Origin of the sequence: Desulfuromonas thiophila (assembly GCF_900101955.1) — a bacterium.
GTDB classification, from domain to species: Bacteria; Desulfobacterota; Desulfuromonadia; order Desulfuromonadales; family Desulfuromonadaceae; genus Pseudodesulfuromonas; species Pseudodesulfuromonas thiophila.
This window is the reverse complement of the sequence record NZ_FNAQ01000013.1, coordinates 33,753-58,135: the sequence shown is the minus strand read 5'-3', so window position 1 is coordinate 58,135 and position 24,383 is coordinate 33,753. Positions and strand designations below refer to the sequence as shown.

Here is a 24,383-nt window from a genome sequence, read left to right as displayed (position 1 = left end):
GGTTCCGCCCATTGAACAGGGCGAAACGGCCGTTACGGATGACATCAGCCTTTAGCCGCCTATCAGTATTTGAGATCCTGAACCTCGGCCGGATCCTCATTGCGGTACTTGCGGTACACGGCAATGATGATACTGACCACAATGGCCGCTTCGGCCGCGGCGATACCCATAATGAACAGGGTGTAGATCTGGCCGACGGCCGGATTGGGCGCCACAAAGCGGTTGAACGCCATGAAGTTGAGGGCGGCACCGTTGAGGATGAATTCACTTGAAATCAACATACCAATCAGCGAGCGATGCTGCAGCATGCCGTAAAGGCCGATCACCAGCAGGATCGCCGCTATAACCAGGTAGGTGTTCAGGTTGTCACTGATGATCATTTCGCAGTCTCCTCACGACCATCGCGCGCCAGGATGATCGCGCCAATAATGGCCGTCAACAGAATGACCGAAATCAATTCGAAGGCCAGGCAGTACTGGAACAGCAGGCTCTGGCCGACAAAGCGGATCGACATGTCTCCGATCTGCTCGGCCGCCGGCGCGAAACCGGTGACGCTAAGGGTGGCAAACAGGGTCAGGAAGGCGGCCGCGCAGGCGCCAACCGCCAAGACCATATTGCGACCCTTGAGATTCATCTTGGCCAGCTGATCCGGCGTATTGCCCAGCATCACGCCGAGGACGATGATGATGCAGACAGCACCGACATAGATCAGTATCTGCATCATGGTCAGAAACGGGCTGCCCAGGTGGAAGTACAACCCGGCAACACCCAGCAATGAAACCGCCAGACCCAGTACAGCGTGCATCAGATCACGGGAACGCACTGCCATAAAGCCGCCCATGAATGTCAGAATCATGAAGGCGTAAAACAGGGTTTCGGCAATGTACCGATAGACAATCATTCCCGTTCCTCCACGCGCTTGAGCAGATCATAATAGAAATCTTCGCGGGCCGAACCGGCGAGTTCGTATTCCTGCGAATAATCGAGGGCCTGGGTGGGGCAGACCTCAACGCAAGCACCACACAAACTGCATTTGGTGAAGTCAAGCGTGAACACCGTCAATGCCTTGCCCTTGACGCCCTCGCGTTTCTCGCCATCAACCACAATGCAGCCTGACGGACATTCCCGCATACAGGAACCGCAGGTAATGCAGCGATGGCTGCCGGTTTCAGCATCCTTGACCAGGTCGATATGGCCACGATAGTTGGGCGTGACCTCGTTCTTCACACGCGGATACTGGACCGTCACCACAGGCGAAATCAGCGCCTTGAAGGTTACCTTCAGTCCGACGATCAGGCTCCACGCCCCCGTAAACAGATCGGTAAAATAGGCTTTCATAGCTTTACAACCACCACAGTGATAAGGAGGTTAATCAGCGAGAAGGGAATCAGGTACTTCCAGCACAGATTCATCAGCTGATCGAAGCGGGTGCGCGGATAGGTCCAGCGAATCCACACCAGGAAAAACATCAGCAGGTACACCTTGGCAAAAAACCACAGCGCGCCGGTGTATTCGAAATAGGGCAACGGAATACCGGAGGTACCGCCCAGGAAAAAGACTGTGGCGATACTGCAGACGATAAACATGTTGGTGTATTCGGCGATCATAAACAGACTGAAGCCCATGCCGCTGTATTCGGTATGGAAGCCAGCTGTCAGTTCACTTTCGGCCTCCGGCAGGTCAAACGGAGCGCGGTTGGTCTCCGCCACCATGGCGACCAGATAGATCAGGAAGGCCACCGGTTGCAGAAAAACAAACCAGACATTCTGGGCTTCAACAATGCCGCGCAGGCTGAAGGTGTTGGTCATGAAGACAACAGCCAGCAATGCAATCAGCATCGGAATTTCATAGGCCACATTCTGCGCAACCGAACGGAAGGCACCAAACAGGGAGTACTTGTTGTTTGAACCCCAGCCGCCGACCAGAATGGCCAGCACGTTGATCGAGGCGATGGCGAGAATGAACAGAAGACCGACATCCAGGTCAAAGCCCTGCAGTTTGTCGGAGAAAGGAATCACCAGCAAAGGCAGAAATACCGGTGCGAACGAGAGCATGGGGGCCAGCATGAACAGCTTCTTGTCGGCCTGAGCCGGAACCACCAGCTGCTTCCCCATCAGCTTCACGCCATCGACGATGAGCTGGAGGATGCCATGAAAGCCGACCTCCATCGGGCCTGTCCGGCACTGAAAGTGCCCGGCCAGCTTGCGCTCAAGATAGCCCATGACCAGAGCGTTGCCAAAAACCACCACCACGATACCGATGATCGCCAGCAGGAGGCGCCAGAGTTCCGGTGTCAAACTATTCAGGGTTTCCATATGCACTACCTGTCAATCTCGGGGATAACGAGGTCGAGCGCTCCCATGGACGTCACCACGTCGGCAATCAACATGCCCTGGCACATCTCGGGAACGACACTGAGGTTGGAATACGAAGGGGTGCGCACCTTGAGTCGATAGGGCACGTCACTGCCATCGGACACCAGGTAATAGGACAGTTCGCCGCGCGGTGCCTCGACAGATGAGTTGTAGTCACCGGCCGGCAGTTTGAGCTTTTTGGGCACCTTGGCCGCCAGAAACTCACCTTCCGGCAGCTTATCGAGGGCCTGCTCGATAATGCGCAGGCTCTGCTCGATTTCGCGGTAGCGCACATTGTATGACGCCCAGGAATCTCCACGGGTTTCCGTCGGAATCTCGAAATCGAACTCGGGATAGATCGAATACGGCTCGGCCCGGCGCAGGTCATAGGCAACACCGGTACCCCGCAACAGAGGGCCGGTGACGCCGTAGCGGGCGCAGAGTTCCGGTGTGTAATCACCGACCTCTTTCAGACGCTTCTGCAGGATGATATTGCCATTGACGAGTTCTTCATAAATCGGGTAGCGGCTACGCAGCCGATCGATAAAGGCGCGGGTACGGCTGACAAACTTGTCATCAATATCTTTACACACCCCACCGACCCGCATGTAACAGTAGGTCAGACGCGAACCGGTAATATCCTCGAGAATATCGAGGATCTGCTCGCGATCATCGAAGCTGTACATGATCGGGGTAAAGGCACCAAGGTCGAGCAGATAGGCGCCCAACCACAGCAGGTGACTCTGTACCCGGTTGAGTTCGCTGACAATGACGCGAATGAACTCCGCCCGCCGCGGCACCTCAATACCGGCCGCGCGCTCAAGCAACTGCGCGTAGCCGTGGTTGTAGATCAGCGCGCCAAGGTAGTCCATCCGCGCTGTATTGGGCATGAACGATTTTGCCGGCTTGTACTCAGCAATCTTCTCATGGCAACGATGCCCATACCCCAGCACCGGCTCAAGTTCGGTGACATATTCACCTTCCATCTCCAGCAGCACACGCAACACCCCGTGAGTACTCGGATGCTGCGGCCCCATGTTCAGAATGAACCGGTGATGTCTTTCGTCTTGCAAAACGTCAGTATTCATGGCAATCAGCTCAGCTCCGGACTAGTTCGCGGCTTCAGGTTCAGCGGCTTTAGGGGCTGCCGCCGGGGCCTCGGGCGGTTGGCGCCGGATGGCGGCGACATCCTTGAGGATCTTCTCGTCCTTGAGCAGCGGCTTGAGGTCGACATCCTCCTCGGGCAGGATCAGCGGCTGCAGATTGGGATGACCACTGAACACAACGCCATGAAAGTCTCGTGTCTCACGTTCATGCCAGTTGGCCCCATGGAAAATATCGCAGATTGTCGGCAGGGCGCCATCGGCGGCGACAAAGGCGCGCGCCAGCACGCGACAGCGCTGCCCCCCGGTGTGGGCAAACTGGTAGACCACCTCAACGGCCGGCTTGACATGAACCGCCATCAGATCGACCAGATAGAAACCCTCGCGCAGCATCAGCTCAGCAAAGGCCCGCAGGTTCTCACCGCTCAGACCAACACTGAAATCATAACCGCTGACGGCATAGTCAACCGGCTCCACGGTGGCGCCGAGAGCCTGCCATTTCTGTTGCATCTGTTTGCTGTCCATGGCGATCAGGCTCCCTTCGGCATGCGGTTCTGCGGGAACGGATGACGCACACCGGTTATCTTCTCCTGCAACTGGAAGATGCCCTCGATCAGGGCTTCGGGGCGCGGCGGACAACCGGGCACATAGATATCGACGGGTATCAGCTGATCGACCCCAAGGACCACGTCATAATTGGCCTCAACGGCAAACGGGCCACCGGAAATGGCACAGTTGCCCAGCGCGATGACATAGCGCGGCGCCGGCATCTGCTCATAAAGCGTCACCACCGCCGGAGCCATCTTGCGATTGACCGTGCCGGCGACAATCATCAGGTCGGACTGACGCGGCGACGGCCGAAACACCTCGGCGCCGTAGCGGGAGATGTCAAAGCGCGCCATGCCGGAGCACATCATCTCAATGGCGCAACAGGCCAGACCGAAGGTCATCGGCCACAATGAGTTGGCCCGACACAGATTGAGAATCTTGTCTGCCAGCTCCAACTGGATCAAAGCCCCGGGATCAGCCACCAGCGTGCTGTCACCCGCCCCCTTGACGTAACGCTCCTGACACTCCTTGGTGTAGGAGTGAACCCTTAGCAGACTTTTCTTTTGTTCGGCCACGTGAAAACTCCCTTGACCCAGGCATAGACGATCGCCAGAGACAAAATACCCACAAAAATCACCAGTTCCGAAATACCCCGCACAGCCGACACCGTGTCGAAGGCCGTCGCCACCGGAAACAGGTAGAGAACATCGACATCGAAAGCGAGGAAGATCAACGCATAGAGATAATAGGAAATATCAAAGCGGATATTCCACGCCGACCCATAGGGATCCATACCGCACTCGTACGGATCAAGGGTCTTGCGATACAGGATGCGCGGCGCCAACAGCCGCGAGATCACCAGCGGCCCCAGGCCGCAGGCAATGCCGACGGCCAGAAAGACCGCCACATAGGTGTAGTTGACCAGATACTGTTCGGCCATGCCTCTCTTTGCCTCCCTCAGGGGAATTTCGCCGCCACGCCCGACAACTGTGCAATCGCACGCTCACGGCCCGTCGAATCTGTCATTTTTTCGCGTCCTTGTGAACAGTACGCAAAAAATCTTGTATTTTCTATCGGAATGCCCAAACCTTGTCAAGATTTTATTCGGAAACCCTCTCGACAATCCCCACCACTCTAGTCAACATGTCGAAATCGTTAGCCTTTATTCCAGTAAACACTTTTTTAAAATTTTCTCCGGACTGAATACTGTATACAATCGACATACGTTCCTTGCCGCCAGGCCGGTCTTGCTGACAGCGTCTCCGATTTGACGTTTGACATTTCCTGGCAGCCATGCTAACCACCATCGCTGACTGTCGCGTTCCAGACCAAGACCCGGCAGGCCCCACACCTTGGGAGACCCGGCTTTATGTACAGCTTTTCCGGTACGGCCACAGCATCTGGATATCCTGGCGCCGCAGCGCGAGCGCGGCGCGGCGGATCTGCTGTGCCCTGCGGTCTCTCCCGACCGGACTGAACTTCGACCTACTCAGTGCACAGCAGGGCCACGGCGGACACCGTGGCTCTTTTTGTTTTCCATCGTTGCCTGGCCGTTTCCATTCCGGCGGCACCGCTTTCCCCCTTCTGTCCCAAGGAATCGACACCATGAGAAACAACATCGTTCACATCGGCGCCGGCGAGCTGACCTACGAAATCCGCGCCATCGTTGAAATCGCCGAGAAGCTTAATCAACTCGGCATCAAGACCAACATGGAGAACATCGGCGACCCCATCGCCAAGGGGGAACGGATTCCCCAGTGGATGAAAAAAATCGTTGCCGATCTGGCCATGAAGGACTGCTCCTACGGTTACTGCGCCACCAAGGGCGTGCTGGAAACACGCCAGTTCTTGGCCGAGCGCACCAACCGCCGCGGCAAGGCCCAGATCACGCCGGAAGATATCATTTTCTTCAACGGCCTGGGCGACGCCATCCAGAAGGTCTACGGCTTTCTCAAGCGTGAAGCCCGCGTCATCGGCCCCTCGCCGACCTATTCTACCCATTCCTCCGGCGAAGCGGCGCACGCCGGTCAGGCGCCGGTATCCTATCGGCTCGACCCGGACAATCACTGGTACCCCGACCTGGACGATCTGCGCCTGTCGGTCAAGTACAATCCGGCCATCTGCGGCCTGCTAATCATCAACCCCGACAACCCGACCGGCGCGGTCTATCCCGAGCGCGTTCTGGTGGAGATGATCAAGATCGCCAAGGAGTACGACCTGTTCATCATCTGTGACGAGATCTATCACAACATTATCTATAATGGTGAATCGACCAAACCCATCTCCGACCTGATCGGCGACGTGCCGGCCATCGCCATGAAGGGCATCAGCAAGGATCTGCCCTGGCCCGGCTCGCGGTGTGGCTGGATCGAGGTGTATAACCGCGACAAAGACCCCATGTTCAAGCGTTACATCCAGTCGATTTTCGACGCCAAGATGGTCGAGGTCTGCTCCACCACCCTGCCGCAGAAGGCCATTCCGCTGATCCTCAGCCACGAGCAGTATCCGGTCTACCTGAAGGAACGCACGGCACGCTACGAGCGCTGCTCGAACATCGCTTACGACATCCTCAAGCAGGTCCCGGGCATCAAGGTCAACCGCACCAATGGCGCCTTTTACATGAGCGTGGCCTTCGACCGCAACCTGCTCAATGACAAGCAAAGCCTGCCTATCGCCAATCCCGAGGTGCGCGCCCTGGTGGAAAGCCTGGTGGCGGCTCCCGGCACCTTGCTGGACAAGCGCTTCGTCTACTACCTGCTGGGTGCCACCGGCATCTGCGTGGTACCACTGAGCTCCTTCTCCACGGCGGAGCGCGGTTTCCGTATCACCCTGCTGGAACGCGACGAGCAGGAATTTACCCAGATCTTCCACACCATCGCCGAAAGTATCCAGGCGTACCTGGCTTCCTGAGCCTGCCGGTTCCTCTGCCCGCGCGAGGCCGCGGCCCCCTGACGGGCCGTGGCCTCGCGCCCATCGGGGCGGCCGCCGCAGACGACAAACGGTTGCAAAAAACGGTCATTCCTGCTTGAATTGGCCGCGCTTTTACATCCGCCCGTCCCGCAAAGGAGCCCCATACATGTCCGTTACCAGCCCCATCGATCCCGTCCTCGCCCGCCAAGCCATCGATACCATCCGCCTGCTGTCCGCCGATGCCGTGGAGCAGGCCAACTCCGGCCATCCGGGCACCCCCATGGAAGGCGCGCCGCTGGCCTACCTGCTTTACAGCCGCCACCTGCGCCACAATCCGGCCAATCCCGACTGGCCGGGCCGTGACCGCTTCATCCTGTCCTGTGGCCATGCCTCCATGCTGCTCTACAGCACCCTGCATCTGTGCGGCTACGACCTGAGCCTGGAGGATCTGAAAAATTTCCGCCAGCTTGGCAGCAGAACCCCCGGGCATCCCGAATTCGGCCACACACCGGGTGTGGAAACCACCACCGGCCCCCTGGGGCAGGGCATTGCCGTCGGCACCGGCATGGCCATGGGTGCCCGCTATCTGGCCGACAGCCTCGACCAGGAATTGTTCGCTTACCGCATCTACGCCCTCTGCTCCGATGGCGACATCATGGAAGGCGTAGCCTCGGAGGCCGCCTCCCTGGCCGGCCACCTGCGGTTGGGCAATCTGATCTACCTCTATCTCGACAACAAGATCAGTATCGAAGGCGATACCAGCCTGGCCTTCAGCGAAGAGGTGGCCACGCGCTACCTGGCCTACGGCTGGCATGTCGAGCGGGTGATCGGCGAGGATCTGGCCGAGGTGGACGCCGCCATTGAACGCGCCAAGCGCGACCCGCGGCCTTCACTCATCATTACCCGCACCTATATCGGTCAGGGTTCGCCCAACAAACAGGGCAGCGAGGCCGCCCACGGCGCGCCGCTGGGTTCGGAGGAACTGGCCCTGACCAAGCAGGCCCTGGGTTTTGATCCGCAGCAGAGCTTTGTGGTACCGCAAGCCGTCTACCAGCACCTGGCCGCCATCAAGCAGCGCGGCGTTGAGCTGGAACAGCAATGGCAGGCCGACTGTGCCGCCAAAGCGGCCAGCAACAGCGCCCTGCAGGCCTGGTGTCAGGACCGGCTGCCCACCGCCGCCGAGATCGATGCCTTGCTGCCGACCTTCGCCGCCGGCGGCAGCAGCGCCACCCGCTCCGCCAGCGGTCAGGTGCTCAACGCCCTGGCCCAGGGCCTGCCGCTGCTGCTGGGAGGCAGTGCCGATCTGGCGCCATCCAACAACACCCACCTCAAGGGTCAAACCGAATTCAGCAGCGACGAGGCGGGCCGCAACATCCACTTCGGCATTCGTGAGCACGCCATGGGCTCGATCCTCAACGGCCTGTGTCACACGAGGGGACTGCTGCCGTTCGGCGCCACCTTCCTGATCTTTTCGGATTACATGCGCCCGCCCATGCGCATGGCGGCGCTGATGGGGATCGCACCGATCTACGTCTTCACCCACGACTCCATCGGTGTCGGCGAAGACGGCCCGACCCACCAGCCCATTGAGCAGATTGCCGGTCTGCGCAGCGTGCCCAACCTCACCGTCATTCGCCCGTGCGACGCCAACGAAACCGCCCAGGCCTGGAAAGCGGCCCTGCTCAACCGCCGCGGCCCCACCGCACTGGTGTTGACCCGCCAGAACCTGCCAACTCTTGATCGGCAGCACTACGCGCCCGCTGAAGGCCTGCAACGCGGTGGTTACGTCCTCGCCCGCGAGGACGGCACCCTGCAGCTGATCCTGCTGGCCAGCGGCTCCGAGGTGCAACATGCCCTGGCTGTCCGTGAGCAGCTGCAGCAAGAGGGCATTGGCGTCCGTGTCGTCTCCCTGCCGTCATGGGAGCTGTTCGAGCAGCAGGATGTGGCCTACCGGCAAGAGGTTCTGCCGCCGGCCTGCCGCAAGCGGCTGGCCATCGAAGCGGCGGCCACCTTCGGCTGGGAACGCTACGTCGGCCTTGATGGCGCGGTTGTCGGCATGACCGGCTTCGGCGCCAGCGCTCCCGGCAACCTGCTGATGCAGCAATTCGGCTTTACCGCCGACAATCTGCTGGAGCAGGCACGCCGGCTACTGGCCAACGGCTAAAATCCGCCGGGTTGAGCGACACCCGGCCACGAAAAAAGGGTCAGCAGCTGCTGACCCTTTTTTCGTGGCAGACATTTCAATCACTGGCAACGCGCGTCAACGCTGTCGCTGCAATGCCAGATAGGCGCTGCCCCGACCGCCTTCCTTTTCGTTCAGCAGCAACACCGCCTGCAAGCCGGAAGCCGTCGGCAATAATGCAAAATCCAGAATAAAGGCATCAACCGGGGCGAAAGGCTCATCGGCCTGCAGCTGCTCGCCCATGCTGCGAATGCGCACCAACCGATCCTGTCCGGCGGTGCTGCCGATCAGCGGCAGGCCACTGCTGCGCCCCCGAATCAGGCTATAGAGAGCCCCATCCATGGGCAGCAGCCGCCGCGGCAGCAGGTAACGCCGATCCAGCACCTGGTCATCCCGCGAAAAACCGCTCCGATATTCAGGAGTTTCCAGCGCGACAAATACCGCCGCACCCTGATGGAGACCAAAATCGAGCAGCAATGGGCGCGGCGCGCTCCCCTGCTGCCGTACCTCCAGGCGGCCGGTTGCGTTCCAGACAACCTGCTGCCCCTGCGCCGGCCCATCACAACGGGCGTACAGCCAGTCTGTCAGGGGGCGCTGGCCGACACTTCGAACCCCGTCGGCAGTCCGTTCCAGCACCTCCACCACGGGTTCGAACAATTGGTAATCGCTCCGCTGCTGACGCAACCAGGACGTGCCGTCAAAGGCCAGATAACCGGCCAGATCGTCGCTCAGCGCCACCAGCTCGCCCTTGCGGGGCTGCAGCAGCCAGGCGTGTACCTGCGAATTGGTTCCCTGATAAACCCCCCGCACGTCCTCCAGCCAGACAGCCGCCAGTTCGGGCACGCCATCGCCGTCGCTGTCACCAATGGCCAGCGACAGGGCGCGACTGACCTTCAACGGCGCCGGATAAAAAGCCACTTCGGACAATTGCCGGCCATCGCAGTACCACTGCCGCAGACCGGCATCTTCCAGCAAAAACAGGGCAACCCCCCCTTCAGCGGCCGGCCAGACAGCCAGGCCACGGGGCTGGCCGGCCAGCGGCAGCAGCACGCTGGTCGGATCGATCAGTGGTGTCGGCTGCAGCAGGTTGCGGGTTGGCAACACGCTGGCCGCAGCCGGCTCAGCGGCAACAGGCGGCAGAACGGATGCGGTGGTAACGGGCGTGGCGGCGGTCAGGGTCGGCGGCGACAGCGGCTGACGAGCCAGCAGCGCGCCATCGCGAGCCCGCCGCAGCAACAGCAATTCCTCCCCGGCCAGCGTCTGCTGTTCCAACACCAGGCCCCCTTCACTGGTCTGGCCCGGCGGCAGCAGGGCAAAGCCCCGCTCCAGCAACAGATCAACCAGAGAACTCAGCCGCGCATCGCCAAACAGATCCAGCTCACCGGCGATGGCCAGATCCATCTCGCCATCCCACAGATTCAGCCGCCGTTCCAGGCGCGACCAATCCGCGGCCAGGGCCAGTGACGCCACCAGCACAAAAAAGAACAAAAACATCAGGATCTTTCGCATACCGTTCTCTCCTCGGCAGCCCATCGACAAAGGCCCCGCCATGACCGTTGCCGGACCGTAGCGGGGCCTTTCAGCCATTAGCCAATTTTCTAAAGATCTAAAGGAACAGATCCCAAGCAGTTGATCAGTAGGTCCAGGCCAGGCTCACACAGTTGGTCAGAGCCGGATCGTCACCAAACTGATCCTCGATGCCACTACCCGGCTGGAAGATGCCAAAAATATAGCCAATGGTGAAATGCTCATCCAGTGCGTAGCTCAGCTGCAGATCAAAGGTGGTACCGGCATAATCATCGACCTTCTTGGCCGGATTCTTTTTGTTGTTGAGGTTGTCGGTTTCGTCGTACCAGATGAAGAACACCTGGGTTTTATAGCTGAGCTTGTCGACAAAATCCGACAGGTCACCACGGGCGCCGACCGCCACGATGCGCTGGCCGGGGTTGTTGCCGCGACCGCCATTGCTGATGCCGCCGTAGTTGTCCGTCGGCAAACCAGCCCGCAGCGGTGACCGCTCCGGCGCATAGGAATAAAGGGTGGCGCCATAGCTCTGGCCGATATCCTCGCTGAGGATGCCGCCATCCATGCCCATCAGCGGCGTGAAGCGGCCGATATCGGTAATGCCAACCCAGCCCTCGACATCGTTGTCGCTGGCATCGTCATCACCCTGGGTGTAACGCAGCGCCACATAGGGATTGAAAACCTTGCTCAGTTCCAGCTCCAGGCCGGCGAAGGCCGCCATGGAAGAAATGTCCTTGCCGCTGTCGAAATCACCGTCGGCCAGCACGATCTCAAACGACGGCTTGACGATGCCGACCTTGCCGTAGGCTTCCACGCCATAGTAATGCACGGTGGTCTCACGGTTGTCGTTATCACTGTAGGCATAGAACGGGCTCAGCTCGAAGGCACCGATCTTCTGGTTGAGCTTGAGGCTGTAGACGCGCCAGTCGTTGATCTCGTCACTGTCAAAGGGATCGCCGGTGATGCCACTCATGTTCTGGATCGGCAGGTAGAGCAGTTCGTAACGGGTGTTCTGTGCCAGTTGGCCACGGAAACCGATGAAGGGATGGTCGTCGCCATACAGCAGACCACCGGTCTTGATATCGAGCGCGCGGATATCCCAGCCGGTCTACAGTTCCGCCAGCGGACTGAAGGCATACAGCAATTCGACACGCTCAATACCGAATTCGCCGCCGGTGTTGGGGTTGACGCCCTTGTCGGAACCGGCATAGAACGAGCGATCGGCCGTGTCCTTCTGCATAATGACGTCGGCTTCGGTAATCATCTTCACCGACCACTTGTCACCCTTGGCCTGCCAGCCCAGGCGCAACTCGGCGCGCAGATGCTCGCCCTTGGCCAGACCGCCCTCGTTGACCACGAACATGTCGCTGGCATCGTCATTGAAATCGAAATTCTTGTAATAGGTCGGCAGTACCCGGGCGGTACCGAAGAAATCGATGGCCGCCAGGGCCGGGCTGCTCAGACCGACGACCAGCAGCAGTGTTATCAGTATTCTGCCTGCATTCATGCCTTGTTCCTCCTGTTGCGTTCTTCCCTGTTGATGGATTGAAACCGTGACGGGCCGACAGACCCAGCTGCGCGACCGGTGGCAGCAATCGCGCATTGAATGACGGAAACTAGCAACTGTGCCGGCTCTGGTCAAGAAAACAAAACAGGGTTATCAGATCAGCTGAGGCTGTTTTTTCGTCAGGTCAAACCCAGGGTAAACTCCTGAAAAACTGGCGCCGGCGATCGGCTGGCGCCAGCGCTGGTTTGACAAGTTGCCCCCAAGGGGATTAGTCTGCCGCGCGAAAATGATCATCAGCCTTCCGGCAGATTTTTGCCGCAAGCCGCGGCCCAGTGGCCAGGAACCGTTGTTATCCCTGCGAAGGAGAAAAACCATGAGCTCAAATCCCTGTAACGGCTGTGCCAAAAGCGGCAGCTGCTCGGATACGGAAAAGCAGCGCTGCGAAAAGGATCAGCAGCAACAGCAATTGCAACAGCGCCTTGCTGGCATCAGGCAGCGCATTCTGGTGATGTCGGGCAAGGGCGGCGTTGGCAAGAGCACCACGGCCGTCAACCTGGCGCTGGCGCTGGCCCGCCAGGGCAAACGCGTCGGCCTGCTCGATATCGACCTGCATGGCCCCAGCGTGCCAACCCTGCTGGGACTGGAAGGCCGGCGACCGGCGGTGGAAGACGGCTGCATGGTGCCCATCGACACCCAGGGCCTGAAAGTCATCTCCATCGGCTTTCTGACCCAGACGGCCGACGATGCCCTGATCTGGCGCGGTCCGATGAAAACGGGTGTCATTCAGCAATTCCTGCGCGACGTGCAGTGGGGCGAGCTCGACTATCTGGTGGTGGACTGTCCTCCCGGCACCGGCGACGAACCGCTGTCCATCGTCCAGCTGCTGGGCACGACCAGCAGCGGCGCCGTGCTGGTCACCACCCCGCAGAAGGTGGCACTGGTGGATGTACGCAAATCCGTCACCTTCTGCCGCCAGCTCAAGCTGCCGGTTTACGGCATCGTCGAAAACATGAGCGGCTTTGTCTGCCCCAAATGCAATGAGGTCATCGACATCTTCAAAAAAGGCGGCGGCCGTCAGATGGCCGCCGACATGCAGGTGCCATTCCTTGGTGCCGTGCCCGTCGATCCGCGCATGGTTGAAGCCGGCGATGCCGGTACGCCGCTGGTAACCGTGGAGGATTCACCGACGGCGGCCGCCCTGCGCGATATCGCCCAGGAACTGCAGCTGCGCTGCAGCAACCCCGCCGCCGGCACCGCCAGTCTGGAAGACTGATTCCTTTCGCCGCATTTTCACCAGCACTGTAAAAGCTTCCGATCGTCCCGGAGGCCTCCTGTTGTGTCTCGTTAAGCCCGTTGCCGGCAAAAGCTGCCGGCAACGGGCTTTTTTGCCTCTGCCCACCACCACCCGGTTTCGCTTGACTCCGCCGGCAGCAGCGGCTATGTAAGAAGCTTTCACTGGCATTAAAAATTTTCCGACGCCCTTCCCGATTCACCTCCATCCGGCAGGAGACCCGACACCATGAACGTACCCGGCAGCGGCTGCAGCGACCTGAATCTGTCCAGCTACGGCATCACCAACATTCCCTGTATCCGGCGCAATCTGTCGACCCCGGCGCTGTACGAAGAAATCATCCGCCGCAACGAAGGCCACCTGTCCCATCAGGGCCCTATTGTCGTCTACAATGTCGACTACACCGGCCGTTCGCCCAACGACCGCTTTATTGTCCAGCAGGGCGAAAGCGCCACCGACATCTGGTGGGGCAATGTCAACCGCCCCTTCGCGCCGGAAAAATTCGACCTGCTCTACAACCGCATGATGGCCTATCTGCAGAATCGCCCGCTTTATGTGCAGGACTGCTTCGCCGGTGCCGATCCGGCCTACCGCCTGCCGGTGCGCGTCATCACCTCACTGGCGTGGCAAAGCCTGTTCGCCCGCAACATGCTGATCCTGCCGACAGCCGAGGAACTGGCCAGCTTCGTGCCGGGCTTCACCGTCATTGCCGCGCCGGATTTCAAGGCGGTACCGGAAATCGACGGCACCCGCAGCGAGGCCGGCATCATCATCAATTTTGAGCGCCGCATCGTGCTGATCGCCGCCGCCGCCTACAGCGGCGAAATCAAGAAGAGCATCTTCTCGGTACTCAACTATCTGCTGCCGCACCAGGGTGTGCTGCCGATGCACTGCAGCGCCAACGTCGGCCCGCAAGGCGATACCGCCATTTTCTTCGGTCTGTCGGGCACCGGCAAGACCACCCTGTCGGCCGACCCGCGCCGCCGTCTGATTGGCGACGATGAGCACGGCTGGACTGACAATGGCGTGTTCAACTTTGAAGGCGGCTGCTACGCCAAGGTCATCAACCTCAGCCCTGAAGCCGAACCGGAGATCTTCAAGTGCACCCGCCGCTTCGGCACCATTCTGGAGAACGTCGGCCTGGACGAATCCAGCCGTCACATCGATCTGGATGACGCCAGCATCACCGAGAATACCCGCGCGGCCTACCCGATCACCCACATACCGAACATCGTGCCGGAATTGCGCGCCGGCCATCCACGCAACATTGTCATGCTCACCGCCGATGCCTTTGGCGTGATGCCGCCGATCTCGCGCCTGACACCGGAACAGGCCATGTACCATTTCATCTCCGGCTACACCGCCAAACTGGCCGGTACGGAAAAAGGCGTCACCGAACCCCAGACCACCTTCTCGGCCTGCTTCGGCGCACCCTTCATGCCCATGCACCCGTCGGTCTACGGCAACCTGCTGAAGGACAAGATCCGCCGCCACGAGGTCGCCTGCTGGCTGGTCAACACCGGCTGGAGCGGCGGCCCCTACGGCATCGGCTCCCGCATGAAGATCCAGCACACCCGCGCCATGCTCAACGCCGCCCTGGAAGGCCGTCTCGACGGTGTCAGCTTCGAGCAAGACCCCATCTTCGGTCTGCACATCCCGACCCAGTGTCCCGACGTGCCGCAGGAGGTGCTCAATCCGCGCAACACCTGGCAGGACAAGCAGGCCTATGACACCAAGGCCACCGAACTGGCGCGAGCCTTCCACGCCAATTTCGAAAAATTCGCCGATGGCGTCGACGAGCAGGTGCGCCAGGCCGGACCACTGGCCCGCTGATACCCGCCACAACCAAACAGCCGTAACCTGGGGCGGCCCTGACGGGCCGCCCTTTTTTTGTCATCCCGCCGCCGGCAGGCGGTAAAATCCACCAGCACACCACCTGTGCCGGCCCATCCAAAAACCTCGGACACTGATAGTTTTTGAACAATCAAGTAAAAACAATTGATTACCTGTCAAAAGAAAGAAGCTGCATCCCGCCGCCAGACTGGGCCGCTGGCGCACGGGCCGCTGGACTTTTGGCGCATCTTTGCCTACTCTAGCGGGCTATGATGACAACCACGACCCACAACCTCGCCAGTCTCGGTGAGTTCGGCTTCATCGCGCGGCTGCGCCAGAAACTGCGTGATCAGGCCGGTCGCACCGATGTGGTGCTGGGCATCGGCGACGACTGCAGTGCCTGCACCCTGCCGGCCGGCGAACTGCTGCTGACCAGCACCGATCTGCTGATCGAGAACATTCATTTTCGTCGCGACTGGACCAGCCTGTACGCCCTGGGACGCAAAAGTGCCGCTGTCAATCTCAGCGACATCGCCGCCATGGGTGGCACCCCTCGCTATCTGCATCTGGGGCTGGGGCTGCCACAGGATCTGGCCTTGGACGAACTGGACGCTTTTTGCGACGGCTTTCTCGACGAATGTCGCGCCGCCGGGGCGCTGCTGTGCGGTGGCGACACCTGCCGCAGCCAGACCGGAATGTTCATCAGCGTCAGCGTACAGGGCACGGTCCCTGCCGATCAGCTGGTGCGTCGCAGCGGCGGCCAGCCCGGCGACCGGCTCTACGTTTCCGGCACCCTGGGCGATAGTGCCCTGGCCCTGCATCTGCTGCGACAGGGCCAGGCACCGCCGCCAACCCTGGCGCGGCGCCATCACCAGCCAACTCCTCGGCTGGCCCTTGGCCGGGCAGTGGCCGTCGCCGGCCTGGCTCACGCCATGATCGATCTGTCCGATGGCTTGCTGGCCGATCTGGGACACATCCTGCAGCAATCACAGCTGGCGGCCTGCCTCGATCCGGCCGCGCTGCCGTTGTCGGCCGATGTTCGCCGCCACCTGAACCACCAGCCGGAGGATCTCGATGTGGTGCTGCGCGGCGGCGAGGATTACGAACTGCTGTTCAGCGCCCCGCCGGAGGCCGCGCCACGTCTGGAGCAGCTGGCCGTGCGGCTGGCCCTGCCACTGACCGCCATCGGCAGCCTGCAGCCCGGCGAAGGCTTGTGGCTGTGCCGTCCCGACGGCAGCCGCCAACCCGTCGAGGCGCGCGGCTTCAACCATTTCCAGTCCGGCCAGCCGGCCTGACCCGGCGGTTTCACACCGGCGCCCTGTTGCCCCTGTTACCTCGTTTTTTCGATCCCTTGCGGAGTCTCTCATGTCACCTGTCAAACGTTCCGCCCCGCCTTACCGTCTGTTCGCCGGCCCATTGCTGCTGCTGGGCCTGTTTCTGAGTCTGCTGCTGCCCCAACCGGCGGCTGCCGATGTCCGCCTGCAGCACCTGCTTGACCAGCTGCAACAACGCTTTGCCGCCGGCGCCAACCCGGCCCGCATCGCCAGCTTCAGCGCCGAATTCAGCCAGCAAGCCCACATTCAAAGCCTCAATCGCAGCCAGCAGGGCGCCGGTCGGGTCATGGCCCGCTTCAACCAGCCCCTCGGCGACAGCCTGATCACCCAGTTTCGCTGGGACTACCGTGCGCCGGAGCAACAGCAGATTCTGTGCGATGGCGAAACCCTGTGGGTCTATCTGCCGGAGGACCAGCGTGTGATGATCTCGCCGGTACAGCCCGACATGCAGCGCGACGATGACCCCTTGCTGTTCCTGCGCAGTCTCGACCGGCTGCAGCAGCATTTCACCATCGACTGGGCCGAGGAGCCGCTTGAGGGCAGTGACAGTCTGCTGCTGTGGCTTAAGCCCCTCAAGCCGTCGAGCTATATTGATCATCTGCTGCTGCGGGTACCGGCCTGGCTGGAAGACCAGCCCCAGACCGCTGCCCTGCCGCTGCTGCAGCTGGTCACCGTCGATCCCAACGGCAACCGCACCGAGATCAGCTTCCAGCAGGCCCAGCTCAACCCGCCCCTTGATGGCGAACAGTTCCGCTTCATCGTACCGCCCGGTGTCGATGTGGTGCATCCGCCGGCCAGCCCGGAAACCGCGCAATAACAGGCTGTTGAAAAACAGTCCGATCATCGCCCGTCGGACCGCTTCTCGCCAGCGGCCCCAGCCTTGAAGGAGAACCGCCATGCCCAGTTTTGATGTCGTTTCCAAGATCGACCTGCAGGAGGTCGACAATGCCGTGAATCAGACCAGCAAGGAAATTGCCCAGCGTTTCGACTTCAAGGGCACCCACAATGAAATCGAACTGACCAAGGACGCCATCAGCATCCTCGCCGCCGACGATTACAAGTTGCAGGCGGTGGTCGACATCCTCAAAGGCAAACTCACCCGCCGCGGCGTCTCGACCAAATGCCTTGATTTTCAGAAGGCCGAAGCCGCCTCGGGAGGTGCCGTGCGCCAGAAGGTGGCGCTGATTCAGGGAATTTCCAAGGAAAAAGGCAAGGACATCATCAAGGCCATCAAGGATTCCAAACTGAAGGTGCAGCCGCAGATTATGGAGGACGAGGTGCGGGTGACAGGCAAGAAGATCGACGATCTGCAGGAGGTCATTCAACTGCTCAAGGGCAAGGATTTCGGCCTCGAACTGCAATTCGTCAACATGCGTTCATAGCCTCAGCAGGCTGTTAAAAAACAGCCTGCTGGAGCCCACGGACGGGCGACCAAAATCAATCATTACTTCGTAATGGATTGATTTTGTAAGCAAGACGGAAATCGCATTTTCGGCTTGCATCGTTGAAAAAACCCCGGATGGGACTTTTTCAACATCCTATCAGAGCACGAAGGAACCCTGCGTGAACAAACAGAAGGTCTGTCTGGTCAGCCTCGGCTGTCCGAAAAATCTGGTCGATGCCGAGGTCATGCTCGGCCATCTGCCACCGGATCGCTTTACCATCACCAACGAGGAACTCGAAGCCGACATCCTCATCATCAACACCTGCGCCTTCATTCAGGATGCGCAGGAAGAATCCATTGATACCATCCTGGAGGCAACTCGCTTCAAGGAACACGGCCGCTGCCGCCTGCTGATCGTCACCGGCTGCCTGCCGCAGCGCTATCAGCAGCAACTGGCCGAGCAGCTGCCCGAGGTCGATCTGTTTCTCGGCACCGGCGACGCCGCCCGCATTGTCGAACAGATCGACGCCTGGCAGCAGGCCGGTCGCCAGCGTTGCTGCATCGGCGCGCCCGACAGCCTCTACGATCACGACACTCCGCGCCTGCAGGCCTCGCCGTTCTACAGCGCCTATGTCAAGATTGCCGAAGGCTGCAGCAACCATTGCTCCTACTGCATCATCCCGCAACTGCGCGGCGCCCTGCGCTCGCGCAGTTGCGCCTCCATCGTCACCGAGGTGCGCCAGCGCGTCGCCGCCGGCGTACGCGAGGTCAACCTGATCGCCCAGGACATCACCGCCTACGGCCGCGACCGCACTGACGGCGCCCGTCTGGAGGATCTGCTACGCGAACTGGTCCAGATTGACGAGCTGCGCTGGCTGCGGCTGCTCTATGCCTATCCCGACGGCATCAGCGACGAGCTGATCGAGCTGATGGCGACGCACGACAAAATCTGTCCCTACCTCGATCTGCCGCTGCAACATGTCGCTGACGACCTGCTGCGGGCCATGAACCGCCGCATCGACCGTGCCGGCATCGACCGGCTGGTCAAGCGCCTGCGCGACCGCGTCCCGCAGCTGACCCTGCGCACCTCCTTCATCGTCGGCTTTCCCGGCGAAACCGCCGAGCATTTCCAGCAACTGCTGGCGTTTGTCGAACAGGGCCAGTTCGACCGGGTCGGCGTGTTCCGCTACTCGCGCGAGGAAGGGACCGCCGCCGCCCTGCTGGACAATCAGATTCCCGAACGGGAAAAAAAGAAACGGCAGAACAAGCTGATGAAGGCACAAAGCCGGGTTTCATTCCGCAAGCATCAGGCCCTGCGCGGGCAGCAGATCGCTGTGCTGGTCGAAGGCTACAGCGAGGAAACCGACCTGCTGCTGCAGGGCCGCGCCATCAGCCAGGCACCCGATATCGACGGGCTGGTCTACATCACCGCCGGCCAGGCCAACGTCGGCGATATTGTCCCGCTGCAGATCAGCGACACCACCGAATACGACCTGATCGGAGAAATCGTTGAAGCCGAAGCCGACCAGCCATAACAGGCTGTTGAAAAACAGCCTGCTGGAGCCCATGGACGGGCGACCAAAATCAATCATTACTTCGTAATCGATTGATTTTGTGAGCAAGACGGAAATCGCATTTTCGGCTTGCGTCGTTGAAAAAGCCCCGGATGGGACTTTTTCAACATCCTGGCCAATCCAACAGACAACCCCTAGCCCAACGAGACCCGACATGATCCTCGCCTCCGACCTCAAACGTGGCCTGATCTTCCAGCTCGACGGCGCCCCCTGCCTCGTCCTCGACATCAGCCTGCAATCGCCCACCGCCCGCGGCGGCAACACCCTGGTCAAGACCAAATACCGCAATCTGCTCACCGGCCAGGTACTGAGCAAAGCCTTCAAATCCGGCGACAAGCTCGACGAAGCCGACTTCGCTCGCAACAAGGGCCAGTACCTCTACGCCGCCAGCGCCAGCGAAGGCGTGTTCATGAACCTGGAAACCTACGACCAGTTCGAGATCAGCGGCGATCTGTTCGACGACATCAAGGGTTATCTGACCGATGGCCTGGAGGTGACTCTCGGCATCTTCAACGAGCAGGTGGTTTCCATCGAACTGCCCCTGACCGTGGAGCTGACCGTGACCGAAACCGCCCCCTCCATCAAGAACGCCACCGCCACGGCCCAGACCAAGGAAGCCATCCTGGAAACCGGCCTGAGCCTGCAGGTGCCGGGCTACCTGGAAAGCGGCGAGCGCATCAAGGTCGATACCCGCGAAGGGCGCTTTATTTCCCGCTGCTGAAACCACCCTTGAAATGGCGCCGGCAAAACAGGCCGCGCGCCGGCGGGCTACGCTGCCAACCCCAAGCGTTCCCAATACTGCCCCAAACGAGCGAGGGCGCGCCCATTTTACGGCGCGCCCTCGCTCGTTCTGCAGGAAATACGGGTCAGACAAAATCACGTTTATTCTGCGCCGCTTCTCGCGGCAAAGCGGTCATGGCCGAGAACGAAATTTCCGTTGGTGGCCTTGCGTCTCTTCTCGATCGCAGCCGGTTTCAACGCGTGCTGAAACATCTTCCGATCGTCTGCGAAACGCTAATCAGCTGTCCAGATAGGCAGCGGCATCCATCGCCCCATGCAGGATACGAATAATTGTGACGGTGTCGCTACAGGCTGTAAAGTAGATCACATACCGCCCATGTGCGGCACTGCGGACTCCTGCTGCGATGTCAAATCGTAAGCGATAGGCCAGAGGGTTTGCCCTATTCGGTGACAGAGATTGCGCAGCTGCCGGATAAAGGTAACGGCGCGGTCAGGATTATCTGCGGCAATGTAGGCACCTATTCCTTCCAGGTCATGCACCGCCTGCGGCTGAAACTTCAGCCGCATCATTTTGTTTTATCAGCCATCGCAAGGTACTTTGTCTCCAGGCGAGCAAACACCTCATCAGCCGGAATACCTGGCCCGCTCGCCATCCCTACGGCTATGGCCTCGCGTAAGGCCTGCTGCTTGGCCGCTTGTTCGGCTTCAGCATCTTCAAGCATTCGCAATCCGGCACGAACCACCTCGCTGACATTATTGTAGCGACCGGTCTCGACCTGACGGCGAACAAACTCTTCAAAGTGGGAACTCAAGGCTACGCTTGTCGGCATGGCTTCCTCCTATCAGTTATTAACTGATAATAGGAGAGGTGCTGGATTGTGTCAACTAGAGGACCAAGGAATTCCGGAATTCCGGGGACACCACATCTAACCTGCCTAACTTTTCTTCCTGGGGCCAGGTTTCTGCGGCTGCAATACCCGCCCCAGTGCTTGTTCCAATTTCTCGACAAAGCCACTGTCGCCCATCGGTCGACCGGTACGCTCGTGGCGGTACAGCAGATCAAGCTCTTCGCTGGTGGACAATTTCAGAAACTGCCGCCAATCAGGCACCAACTCCAGAAGCGGCGCGACATTGACCAGCTCATCGTCTTTGCCGGCAAGATGGGCTCTGGCACTGCTCCAGCGGTAGTCTTCGGGCTGCGCCGCCAGACCGGCAGCAACCGGATTCATTTCGATATAGCGTGCTGTGGCGAGAAGGTACTGTTCATCCATGGGAAACGAGGCAAAGCGCCCCTGCCACAGGTGCCCGCGCCAGTTTTCCCGAAAATTGATATGCCGGGTATAACGGCGATGGGCTTCTCCAACGGCGCGGGGCAGCCCCTCCGCAGCCTGCGGAACGGCAATCAGATGAACATGGTTCGGCATCAGACACCAGGCCCAGACGGCAACGTTGTAGTGCCGGCACCACTGGGCCATCAAATCGAGATAGACAAGGTAATCTTCGTCACAGAAGAACGTCTGCTGCCGCCGGTTCCCCCGTTGGGTGACATGGTGTGGCAAGCCGGGTGCGATGATGCGAGCGATTCGAGCCATGGGCAAACTGTAGCAGGTGAAATTCGAACGTCAAAGATAGATATGGTGTCCCCGGAACAGGCCGCGGTTCGAGCATCTTGCCGGCGGGTACGAGGCGGGCTATTATTCCTACCTGTGGTCACTGGCCATTGTACACGATTTAATCACCCGCTTCGAGCAGAGTCGCGAAGGGCTGCTGGATGCAGAAACCGGTGCGGAGATTAAACACCACATCTGTGAGCCTGATTTGACCCGGTACGAAAACAAATCGATTGCAGATTTCCTCGGCCGGAAATGGTCGGTGGACGCCTATCTGGAGTTTCTTGGGCAGTACCCCATGGCCCCTGTGCCATGATATGGAGGGGCCCATCATTTTCATGGGCAAAGGGGATGTCACAGAGCACTCCAGACCTCCTCGTGGGCAAAATCTCCTGCAGAGGCGCGACATCTTGATCACTCAAAGGCAAAGCGGGCAGATTCATCTGCCGATGGACAGCAAAGTTACTGAGACAATCTCTCCATCAATACAGCCCGTGATCAATCCTCTGGTTGTCCTCTCTTCGCTTGCGATTTTCATCGCCGCTGGCCAAAGCTGATTCTTGGACTGACCTTTTTTATTTTCCAACTCCGAGGAGGTCAAAGAATGTCACGTCAATCTCACAATGTCCCGACAGCCCCCTTCGTGTTGCGATGCGTAACGCTTTTACTGGTTCTGCTATTCACCGGATGCAGCTCCGATCATCACAAAGACCCGCAAGAGACACAACGCTGGGGTGTCTACCGGACGATGGAAGACAACACTGTGGATACTAATGACACGGCATGGCAATTTTCCTCCTGCAATGCCGGGTACCGTTCCGTCGCGACTTCGGTCAGCTTAAGTCTGTGGGAGCTGCATATCCAGTCACGGCATGTTGAAGCAAGAGACACCGTGAAGAATGAAGTGGTCGCAAACGGCCAGTTGAAAGGAGATCAATTAAGCCTGACGACCACAGATGAGGGGATGACACTCCAGGGAACATTCCGCAGGGATCAGCGCTGTTTTGATCTCTCGAGCGCAACCGGCTATCACTGGCATGGAATCCGACTTCCGGACGACGATGCTCCGGAAACAATAGACTCCGCCACCACAGACTACGCGACATGGCGTGATGACTGGCTGAAGGAACTCTCCGCGCAGAGTCAGGTCATCGAAACCGCTGTCGGCCCCATCCAATACGCCTTAAGCGCTGGAAGTGGCCCTGTCCTCGCATTTAACCACGGGGGCCCCGGAAGCTTTTACAGCACACCGGCCTACTTCAGCGATCTGTACAATCAGGGGTTCCGTATTCTGTGCTGGTCGCGTCCCGGCAATTTGGGAACCCCGCTCCATACAGGGCTCAGTGTGGAAGATCAGGCCGATGCCCTGGCTGCCCTGCTGGACAGCCTGAGCATTGATCAAATCGCTGTCATCGGTGCGTCCGCGGGTGGGCCGCCCAGCTATCAGTTTGCAATCCGTCATCCACAGCGCACCTGGGCGCTGGTGGCGGTTGATGCTATCAGCCAGGCCTATGGCACCGACGAAGGGGCCTCTGAAAGTCTGGAAGTCTGGATGGCGCTGCTCAGCCTCAAGGGAGGAATGTGGCTTTACAATGCGCTCTACGAATACGCCCCGCTGGCAGCGGCCCATCATTTCATCGGCATGATCAGCACCATGGATGACGAAGCGAATCTGGAACTGGCCCGCAGCGTTATAGCCGATGACTCAAAGGGAGAAATGCTCGGGAGAATCTTTTTAAGCATGGCGCCCAGCGAAGATCTGGTGAACGGCACCTTTACCGACCTTGGCAATTACTCGGAGATGCCCCCCATGGCGCTGGATAAAATCAGTGCGCCGACATTGATCGTGCATGGCACTGCTGATGGAGATGTTCCCACTGAAGACGCCCTGCACGCCGCCGACGAAATCATCGACTCTGAGCTGTATTGGGTGGATGAAGGAACACACGTGTTCTCCTTGTCGCCCAATTCACAGTCAACCCTGAATCACATCCTTGAATTTCTTCGCGAGCATGCCCCGATGACCGAGGGAGGGGAGTAAACTCTTTCCATCGCTTCAGGATCCCCACCTGCGCGGGAGGAGGGTTAAAGGAATTTGTAGTGCCGGCACCACTGGGCCATCAAATCGAGATAGACAAGGTAATCTTCGTCACAGAAGAACGTCTGCTGCCGCCGGTTCCCCCGTTGGGTGACATGGTGTGGCAAGCCGGGTGCGATGATGCGAGCGATTCGAGCCATGGGCAAACTGTGGCAGATCAAATTCAAATGTCAGAGATAGATATGGTGTCCCCGGAACTCGGGGACTGCGCAAGCTTGGCTGTGCGCCATCATATACTGTTTCAAGGCTGGCGGGTTGGCCCAAACTCAATCTTCCGAGACGGGAGCATCGTTTCCCTGAGACGGCACATGGATGTCTGGTCGCCTGACAGGCGGACCACAAGAACAAGATCAAAAAGATCGAAACGAATTCGTGAGGCTGCAACAAAC

Annotated in this window: 25 protein-coding genes and 2 pseudogenes; 11 read left to right on the top strand and 16 right to left on the bottom strand. The window is 59.7% G+C overall.

From position 1 onward, the window contains the following. Positions 1-62: 62 nt before the first annotated feature. The 8 genes from nuoK to BLR80_RS09975 all read right to left on the bottom strand — a co-directional run bounded on the left by nuoK (position 63) and on the right by BLR80_RS09975 (position 4,946). Positions 63-380 carry an NADH-quinone oxidoreductase subunit NuoK gene (gene nuoK, locus BLR80_RS10010; protein WP_092079479.1) on the bottom strand — a complete coding sequence of 106 codons (318 nt, stop codon included), beginning with the start codon at positions 378-380 and terminating at the stop codon, positions 63-65. Continuing rightward, complete coding sequence (locus tag BLR80_RS10005) at positions 377-901, bottom strand: NADH-quinone oxidoreductase subunit J family protein (protein WP_092079476.1); 525 nt, start codon at positions 899-901, stop codon at positions 377-379. Before BLR80_RS10005 ends, nuoK begins: the two co-directional genes overlap by 4 nt. Next, positions 898-1,338 carry a NuoI/complex I 23 kDa subunit family protein gene (locus BLR80_RS10000; RefSeq protein ID WP_092079473.1) on the bottom strand — a complete coding sequence of 147 codons (441 nt, stop codon included), beginning with the start codon at positions 1,336-1,338 and terminating at the stop codon, positions 898-900. Before BLR80_RS10000 ends, BLR80_RS10005 begins: the two co-directional genes overlap by 4 nt. Continuing rightward, complete coding sequence (nuoH, locus tag BLR80_RS09995; protein ID WP_092079470.1) at positions 1,335-2,315, bottom strand: NADH-quinone oxidoreductase subunit NuoH; 981 nt, start codon at positions 2,313-2,315, stop codon at positions 1,335-1,337. Before nuoH ends, BLR80_RS10000 begins: the two co-directional genes overlap by 4 nt. 5 nt (positions 2,316-2,320) lie before the next feature. Next, positions 2,321-3,442 carry an NADH-quinone oxidoreductase subunit D gene (locus BLR80_RS09990; RefSeq protein ID WP_092079467.1) on the bottom strand — a complete coding sequence of 374 codons (1,122 nt, stop codon included), beginning with the start codon at positions 3,440-3,442 and terminating at the stop codon, positions 2,321-2,323. Between the two features lie 21 nt (positions 3,443-3,463). Continuing rightward, positions 3,464-3,982 (bottom strand): NADH-quinone oxidoreductase subunit C, encoded by a 519-nt coding sequence (locus BLR80_RS09985; RefSeq protein ID WP_092079464.1) that lies wholly within the window; start codon positions 3,980-3,982, stop codon positions 3,464-3,466. A 5-nt stretch (positions 3,983-3,987) separates the two neighbouring features. Beyond that, positions 3,988-4,491, bottom strand: coding sequence for an NADH-quinone oxidoreductase subunit NuoB (locus BLR80_RS09980; RefSeq protein WP_092079520.1), 504 nt, complete (start codon positions 4,489-4,491; stop codon positions 3,988-3,990). A 62-nt stretch (positions 4,492-4,553) separates the two neighbouring features. Continuing rightward, a complete protein-coding gene (locus BLR80_RS09975) occupies positions 4,554-4,946 on the bottom strand; it encodes an NADH-quinone oxidoreductase subunit A (RefSeq protein ID WP_092079461.1) in 393 nt (130 codons plus the stop codon). 665 nt (positions 4,947-5,611) lie between these two features. Between BLR80_RS09975 and BLR80_RS09970 the strand changes: the two genes are divergently transcribed. Next, positions 5,612-6,916 carry a pyridoxal phosphate-dependent aminotransferase gene (locus BLR80_RS09970; RefSeq protein WP_092079458.1) on the top strand — a complete coding sequence of 435 codons (1,305 nt, stop codon included), beginning with the start codon at positions 5,612-5,614 and terminating at the stop codon, positions 6,914-6,916. Positions 6,917-7,082: 166 nt separating this feature from the next. Next, positions 7,083-9,080, top strand: a complete 1,998-nt coding sequence (gene tkt / locus BLR80_RS09965; protein ID WP_092079455.1) for a transketolase — start codon at positions 7,083-7,085, stop codon at positions 9,078-9,080. Between the two features lie 96 nt (positions 9,081-9,176). Here tkt and BLR80_RS09960 read toward each other — a convergent pair whose 3' ends face one another. From BLR80_RS09960 to BLR80_RS09945, 4 genes are all read right to left on the bottom strand, one after another. After that, the gene (locus tag BLR80_RS09960) at positions 9,177-10,607 is read right to left on the bottom strand and encodes a hypothetical protein (RefSeq protein WP_092079452.1); all 1,431 of its coding nucleotides are present in this window, start codon (positions 10,605-10,607) and stop codon (positions 9,177-9,179) included. A gap of 124 nt (positions 10,608-10,731) precedes the next feature. Continuing rightward, complete coding sequence (locus tag BLR80_RS09955; protein WP_092079449.1) at positions 10,732-11,595, bottom strand: hypothetical protein; 864 nt, start codon at positions 11,593-11,595, stop codon at positions 10,732-10,734. A 135-nt stretch (positions 11,596-11,730) separates the two neighbouring features. Next, positions 11,731-12,129 carry a hypothetical protein gene (locus BLR80_RS09950; protein WP_092079446.1) on the bottom strand — a complete coding sequence of 133 codons (399 nt, stop codon included), beginning with the start codon at positions 12,127-12,129 and terminating at the stop codon, positions 11,731-11,733. A 153-nt stretch (positions 12,130-12,282) separates the two neighbouring features. Then, the gene (locus tag BLR80_RS09945) at positions 12,283-12,504 is read right to left on the bottom strand and encodes a hypothetical protein (protein WP_092079443.1); all 222 of its coding nucleotides are present in this window, start codon (positions 12,502-12,504) and stop codon (positions 12,283-12,285) included. Here BLR80_RS09945 and BLR80_RS09940 point away from each other — a divergent pair. The 7 genes from BLR80_RS09940 to BLR80_RS09910 all read left to right on the top strand — a co-directional run bounded on the left by BLR80_RS09940 (position 12,503) and on the right by BLR80_RS09910 (position 20,266). Further along, on the top strand, positions 12,503-13,402 hold the full coding sequence (locus BLR80_RS09940; RefSeq protein ID WP_092079440.1) for an Mrp/NBP35 family ATP-binding protein: 900 nt from the start codon (positions 12,503-12,505) through the stop codon (positions 13,400-13,402). The two genes, BLR80_RS09945 and BLR80_RS09940, sit on opposite strands and share 2 nt — an antisense overlap. A 246-nt stretch (positions 13,403-13,648) precedes the next feature. Next, positions 13,649-15,253 (top strand): phosphoenolpyruvate carboxykinase, encoded by a 1,605-nt coding sequence (locus tag BLR80_RS09935; protein WP_092079437.1) that lies wholly within the window; start codon positions 13,649-13,651, stop codon positions 15,251-15,253. Positions 15,254-15,525: 272 nt separating this feature from the next. After that, positions 15,526-16,548, top strand: a complete 1,023-nt coding sequence (thiL, locus tag BLR80_RS09930) for a thiamine-phosphate kinase (protein ID WP_092079434.1) — start codon at positions 15,526-15,528, stop codon at positions 16,546-16,548. A gap of 70 nt (positions 16,549-16,618) precedes the next feature. Further along, positions 16,619-17,404, top strand: coding sequence for a LolA family protein (locus BLR80_RS09925; RefSeq protein ID WP_092079431.1), 786 nt, complete (start codon positions 16,619-16,621; stop codon positions 17,402-17,404). 79 nt (positions 17,405-17,483) lie between these two features. Then, entirely contained in the window at positions 17,484-17,969 is a 486-nt protein-coding gene (locus tag BLR80_RS09920) for a YajQ family cyclic di-GMP-binding protein (protein ID WP_092079428.1), read from the top strand. A gap of 181 nt (positions 17,970-18,150) precedes the next feature. Then, positions 18,151-19,506, top strand: coding sequence for a 30S ribosomal protein S12 methylthiotransferase RimO (rimO, locus tag BLR80_RS09915; protein WP_092079425.1), 1,356 nt, complete (start codon positions 18,151-18,153; stop codon positions 19,504-19,506). Positions 19,507-19,699: 193 nt separating this feature from the next. After that, a complete protein-coding gene (locus BLR80_RS09910) occupies positions 19,700-20,266 on the top strand; it encodes an elongation factor P (RefSeq protein ID WP_092079422.1) in 567 nt (188 codons plus the stop codon). A gap of 297 nt (positions 20,267-20,563) precedes the next feature. Here BLR80_RS09910 and BLR80_RS13255 read toward each other — a convergent pair. The 3 genes and pseudogenes from BLR80_RS13255 to BLR80_RS09895 all read right to left on the bottom strand — a co-directional run bounded on the left by BLR80_RS13255 (position 20,564) and on the right by BLR80_RS09895 (position 21,878). Beyond that, positions 20,564-20,853 (bottom strand): annotated as a pseudogene (locus tag BLR80_RS13255) (type II toxin-antitoxin system RelE/ParE family toxin). Beyond that, on the bottom strand, positions 20,853-21,116 hold the full coding sequence (locus BLR80_RS09900) for a type II toxin-antitoxin system ParD family antitoxin (protein WP_092079419.1): 264 nt from the start codon (positions 21,114-21,116) through the stop codon (positions 20,853-20,855). The pseudogene BLR80_RS13255 and the gene BLR80_RS09900 overlap by 1 nt, the downstream one beginning before the upstream one ends. Before the next feature lie 105 nt (positions 21,117-21,221). Beyond that, positions 21,222-21,878, bottom strand: a complete 657-nt coding sequence (locus tag BLR80_RS09895) for a transposase (protein WP_092079416.1) — start codon at positions 21,876-21,878, stop codon at positions 21,222-21,224. Positions 21,879-21,918: 40 nt separating this feature from the next. Here BLR80_RS09895 and BLR80_RS13460 point away from each other — a divergent pair, with 40 nt between their 5' ends. Both BLR80_RS13460 and BLR80_RS09880 read left to right on the top strand, forming a co-directional pair. Further along, complete coding sequence (locus BLR80_RS13460) at positions 21,919-22,212, top strand: M3 family metallopeptidase (protein ID WP_092079413.1); 294 nt, start codon at positions 21,919-21,921, stop codon at positions 22,210-22,212. A gap of 288 nt (positions 22,213-22,500) precedes the next feature. Next, positions 22,501-23,937, top strand: coding sequence for an alpha/beta fold hydrolase (locus BLR80_RS09880; RefSeq protein WP_092079407.1), 1,437 nt, complete (start codon positions 22,501-22,503; stop codon positions 23,935-23,937). Between the two features lie 62 nt (positions 23,938-23,999). On the opposite strand, the pseudogene BLR80_RS13400 reads toward BLR80_RS09880, so the two are convergent. Then, positions 24,000-24,134, bottom strand: a pseudogene (locus tag BLR80_RS13400) (transposase); the annotation flags it as partial. Positions 24,135-24,383: the final 249 nt, after the last annotated feature.

What these genes read in the sequence shown, in the direction of transcription:
- nuoK (WP_092079479.1), bottom strand. Translation starts at nt 380, where the DNA reads ATGATCATCAGTGACAACCTGAACACCTACCTGGTTATAGCGGCGATC.
- BLR80_RS10005 (WP_092079476.1), bottom strand. Translation starts at nt 901, where the DNA reads ATGATTGTCTATCGGTACATTGCCGAAACCCTGTTTTACGCCTTCATG.
- BLR80_RS10000 (WP_092079473.1), bottom strand. Translation starts at nt 1,338, where the DNA reads ATGAAAGCCTATTTTACCGATCTGTTTACGGGGGCGTGGAGCCTGATC.
- nuoH (WP_092079470.1), bottom strand. Translation starts at nt 2,315, where the DNA reads ATGGAAACCCTGAATAGTTTGACACCGGAACTCTGGCGCCTCCTGCTG.
- BLR80_RS09990 (WP_092079467.1), bottom strand. Translation starts at nt 3,442, where the DNA reads ATGAATACTGACGTTTTGCAAGACGAAAGACATCACCGGTTCATTCTG.
- BLR80_RS09985 (WP_092079464.1), bottom strand. Translation starts at nt 3,982, where the DNA reads ATGGACAGCAAACAGATGCAACAGAAATGGCAGGCTCTCGGCGCCACC.
- BLR80_RS09975 (WP_092079461.1), bottom strand. Translation starts at nt 4,946, where the DNA reads ATGGCCGAACAGTATCTGGTCAACTACACCTATGTGGCGGTCTTTCTG.
- BLR80_RS09970 (WP_092079458.1), top strand. Translation starts at nt 5,612, where the DNA reads ATGAGAAACAACATCGTTCACATCGGCGCCGGCGAGCTGACCTACGAA.
- tkt (WP_092079455.1), top strand. Translation starts at nt 7,083, where the DNA reads ATGTCCGTTACCAGCCCCATCGATCCCGTCCTCGCCCGCCAAGCCATC.
- BLR80_RS09960 (WP_092079452.1), bottom strand. Translation starts at nt 10,607, where the DNA reads ATGCGAAAGATCCTGATGTTTTTGTTCTTTTTTGTGCTGGTGGCGTCA.
- BLR80_RS09955 (WP_092079449.1), bottom strand. Translation starts at nt 11,595, where the DNA reads ATGAGTGGCATCACCGGCGATCCCTTTGACAGTGACGAGATCAACGAC.
- BLR80_RS09950 (WP_092079446.1), bottom strand. Translation starts at nt 12,129, where the DNA reads ATGAATGCAGGCAGAATACTGATAACACTGCTGCTGGTCGTCGGTCTG.
- BLR80_RS09940 (WP_092079440.1), top strand. Translation starts at nt 12,503, where the DNA reads ATGAGCTCAAATCCCTGTAACGGCTGTGCCAAAAGCGGCAGCTGCTCG.
- BLR80_RS09945 (WP_092079443.1), bottom strand. Translation starts at nt 12,504, where the DNA reads ATGGTTTTTCTCCTTCGCAGGGATAACAACGGTTCCTGGCCACTGGGC.
- BLR80_RS09935 (WP_092079437.1), top strand. Translation starts at nt 13,649, where the DNA reads ATGAACGTACCCGGCAGCGGCTGCAGCGACCTGAATCTGTCCAGCTAC.
- thiL (WP_092079434.1), top strand. Translation starts at nt 15,526, where the DNA reads ATGACAACCACGACCCACAACCTCGCCAGTCTCGGTGAGTTCGGCTTC.
- BLR80_RS09925 (WP_092079431.1), top strand. Translation starts at nt 16,619, where the DNA reads ATGTCACCTGTCAAACGTTCCGCCCCGCCTTACCGTCTGTTCGCCGGC.
- BLR80_RS09920 (WP_092079428.1), top strand. Translation starts at nt 17,484, where the DNA reads ATGCCCAGTTTTGATGTCGTTTCCAAGATCGACCTGCAGGAGGTCGAC.
- BLR80_RS09910 (WP_092079422.1), top strand. Translation starts at nt 19,700, where the DNA reads ATGATCCTCGCCTCCGACCTCAAACGTGGCCTGATCTTCCAGCTCGAC.
- BLR80_RS09900 (WP_092079419.1), bottom strand. Translation starts at nt 21,116, where the DNA reads ATGCCGACAAGCGTAGCCTTGAGTTCCCACTTTGAAGAGTTTGTTCGC.
- BLR80_RS09895 (WP_092079416.1), bottom strand. Translation starts at nt 21,878, where the DNA reads ATGGCTCGAATCGCTCGCATCATCGCACCCGGCTTGCCACACCATGTC.
- BLR80_RS09880 (WP_092079407.1), top strand. Translation starts at nt 22,501, where the DNA reads ATGTCACGTCAATCTCACAATGTCCCGACAGCCCCCTTCGTGTTGCGA.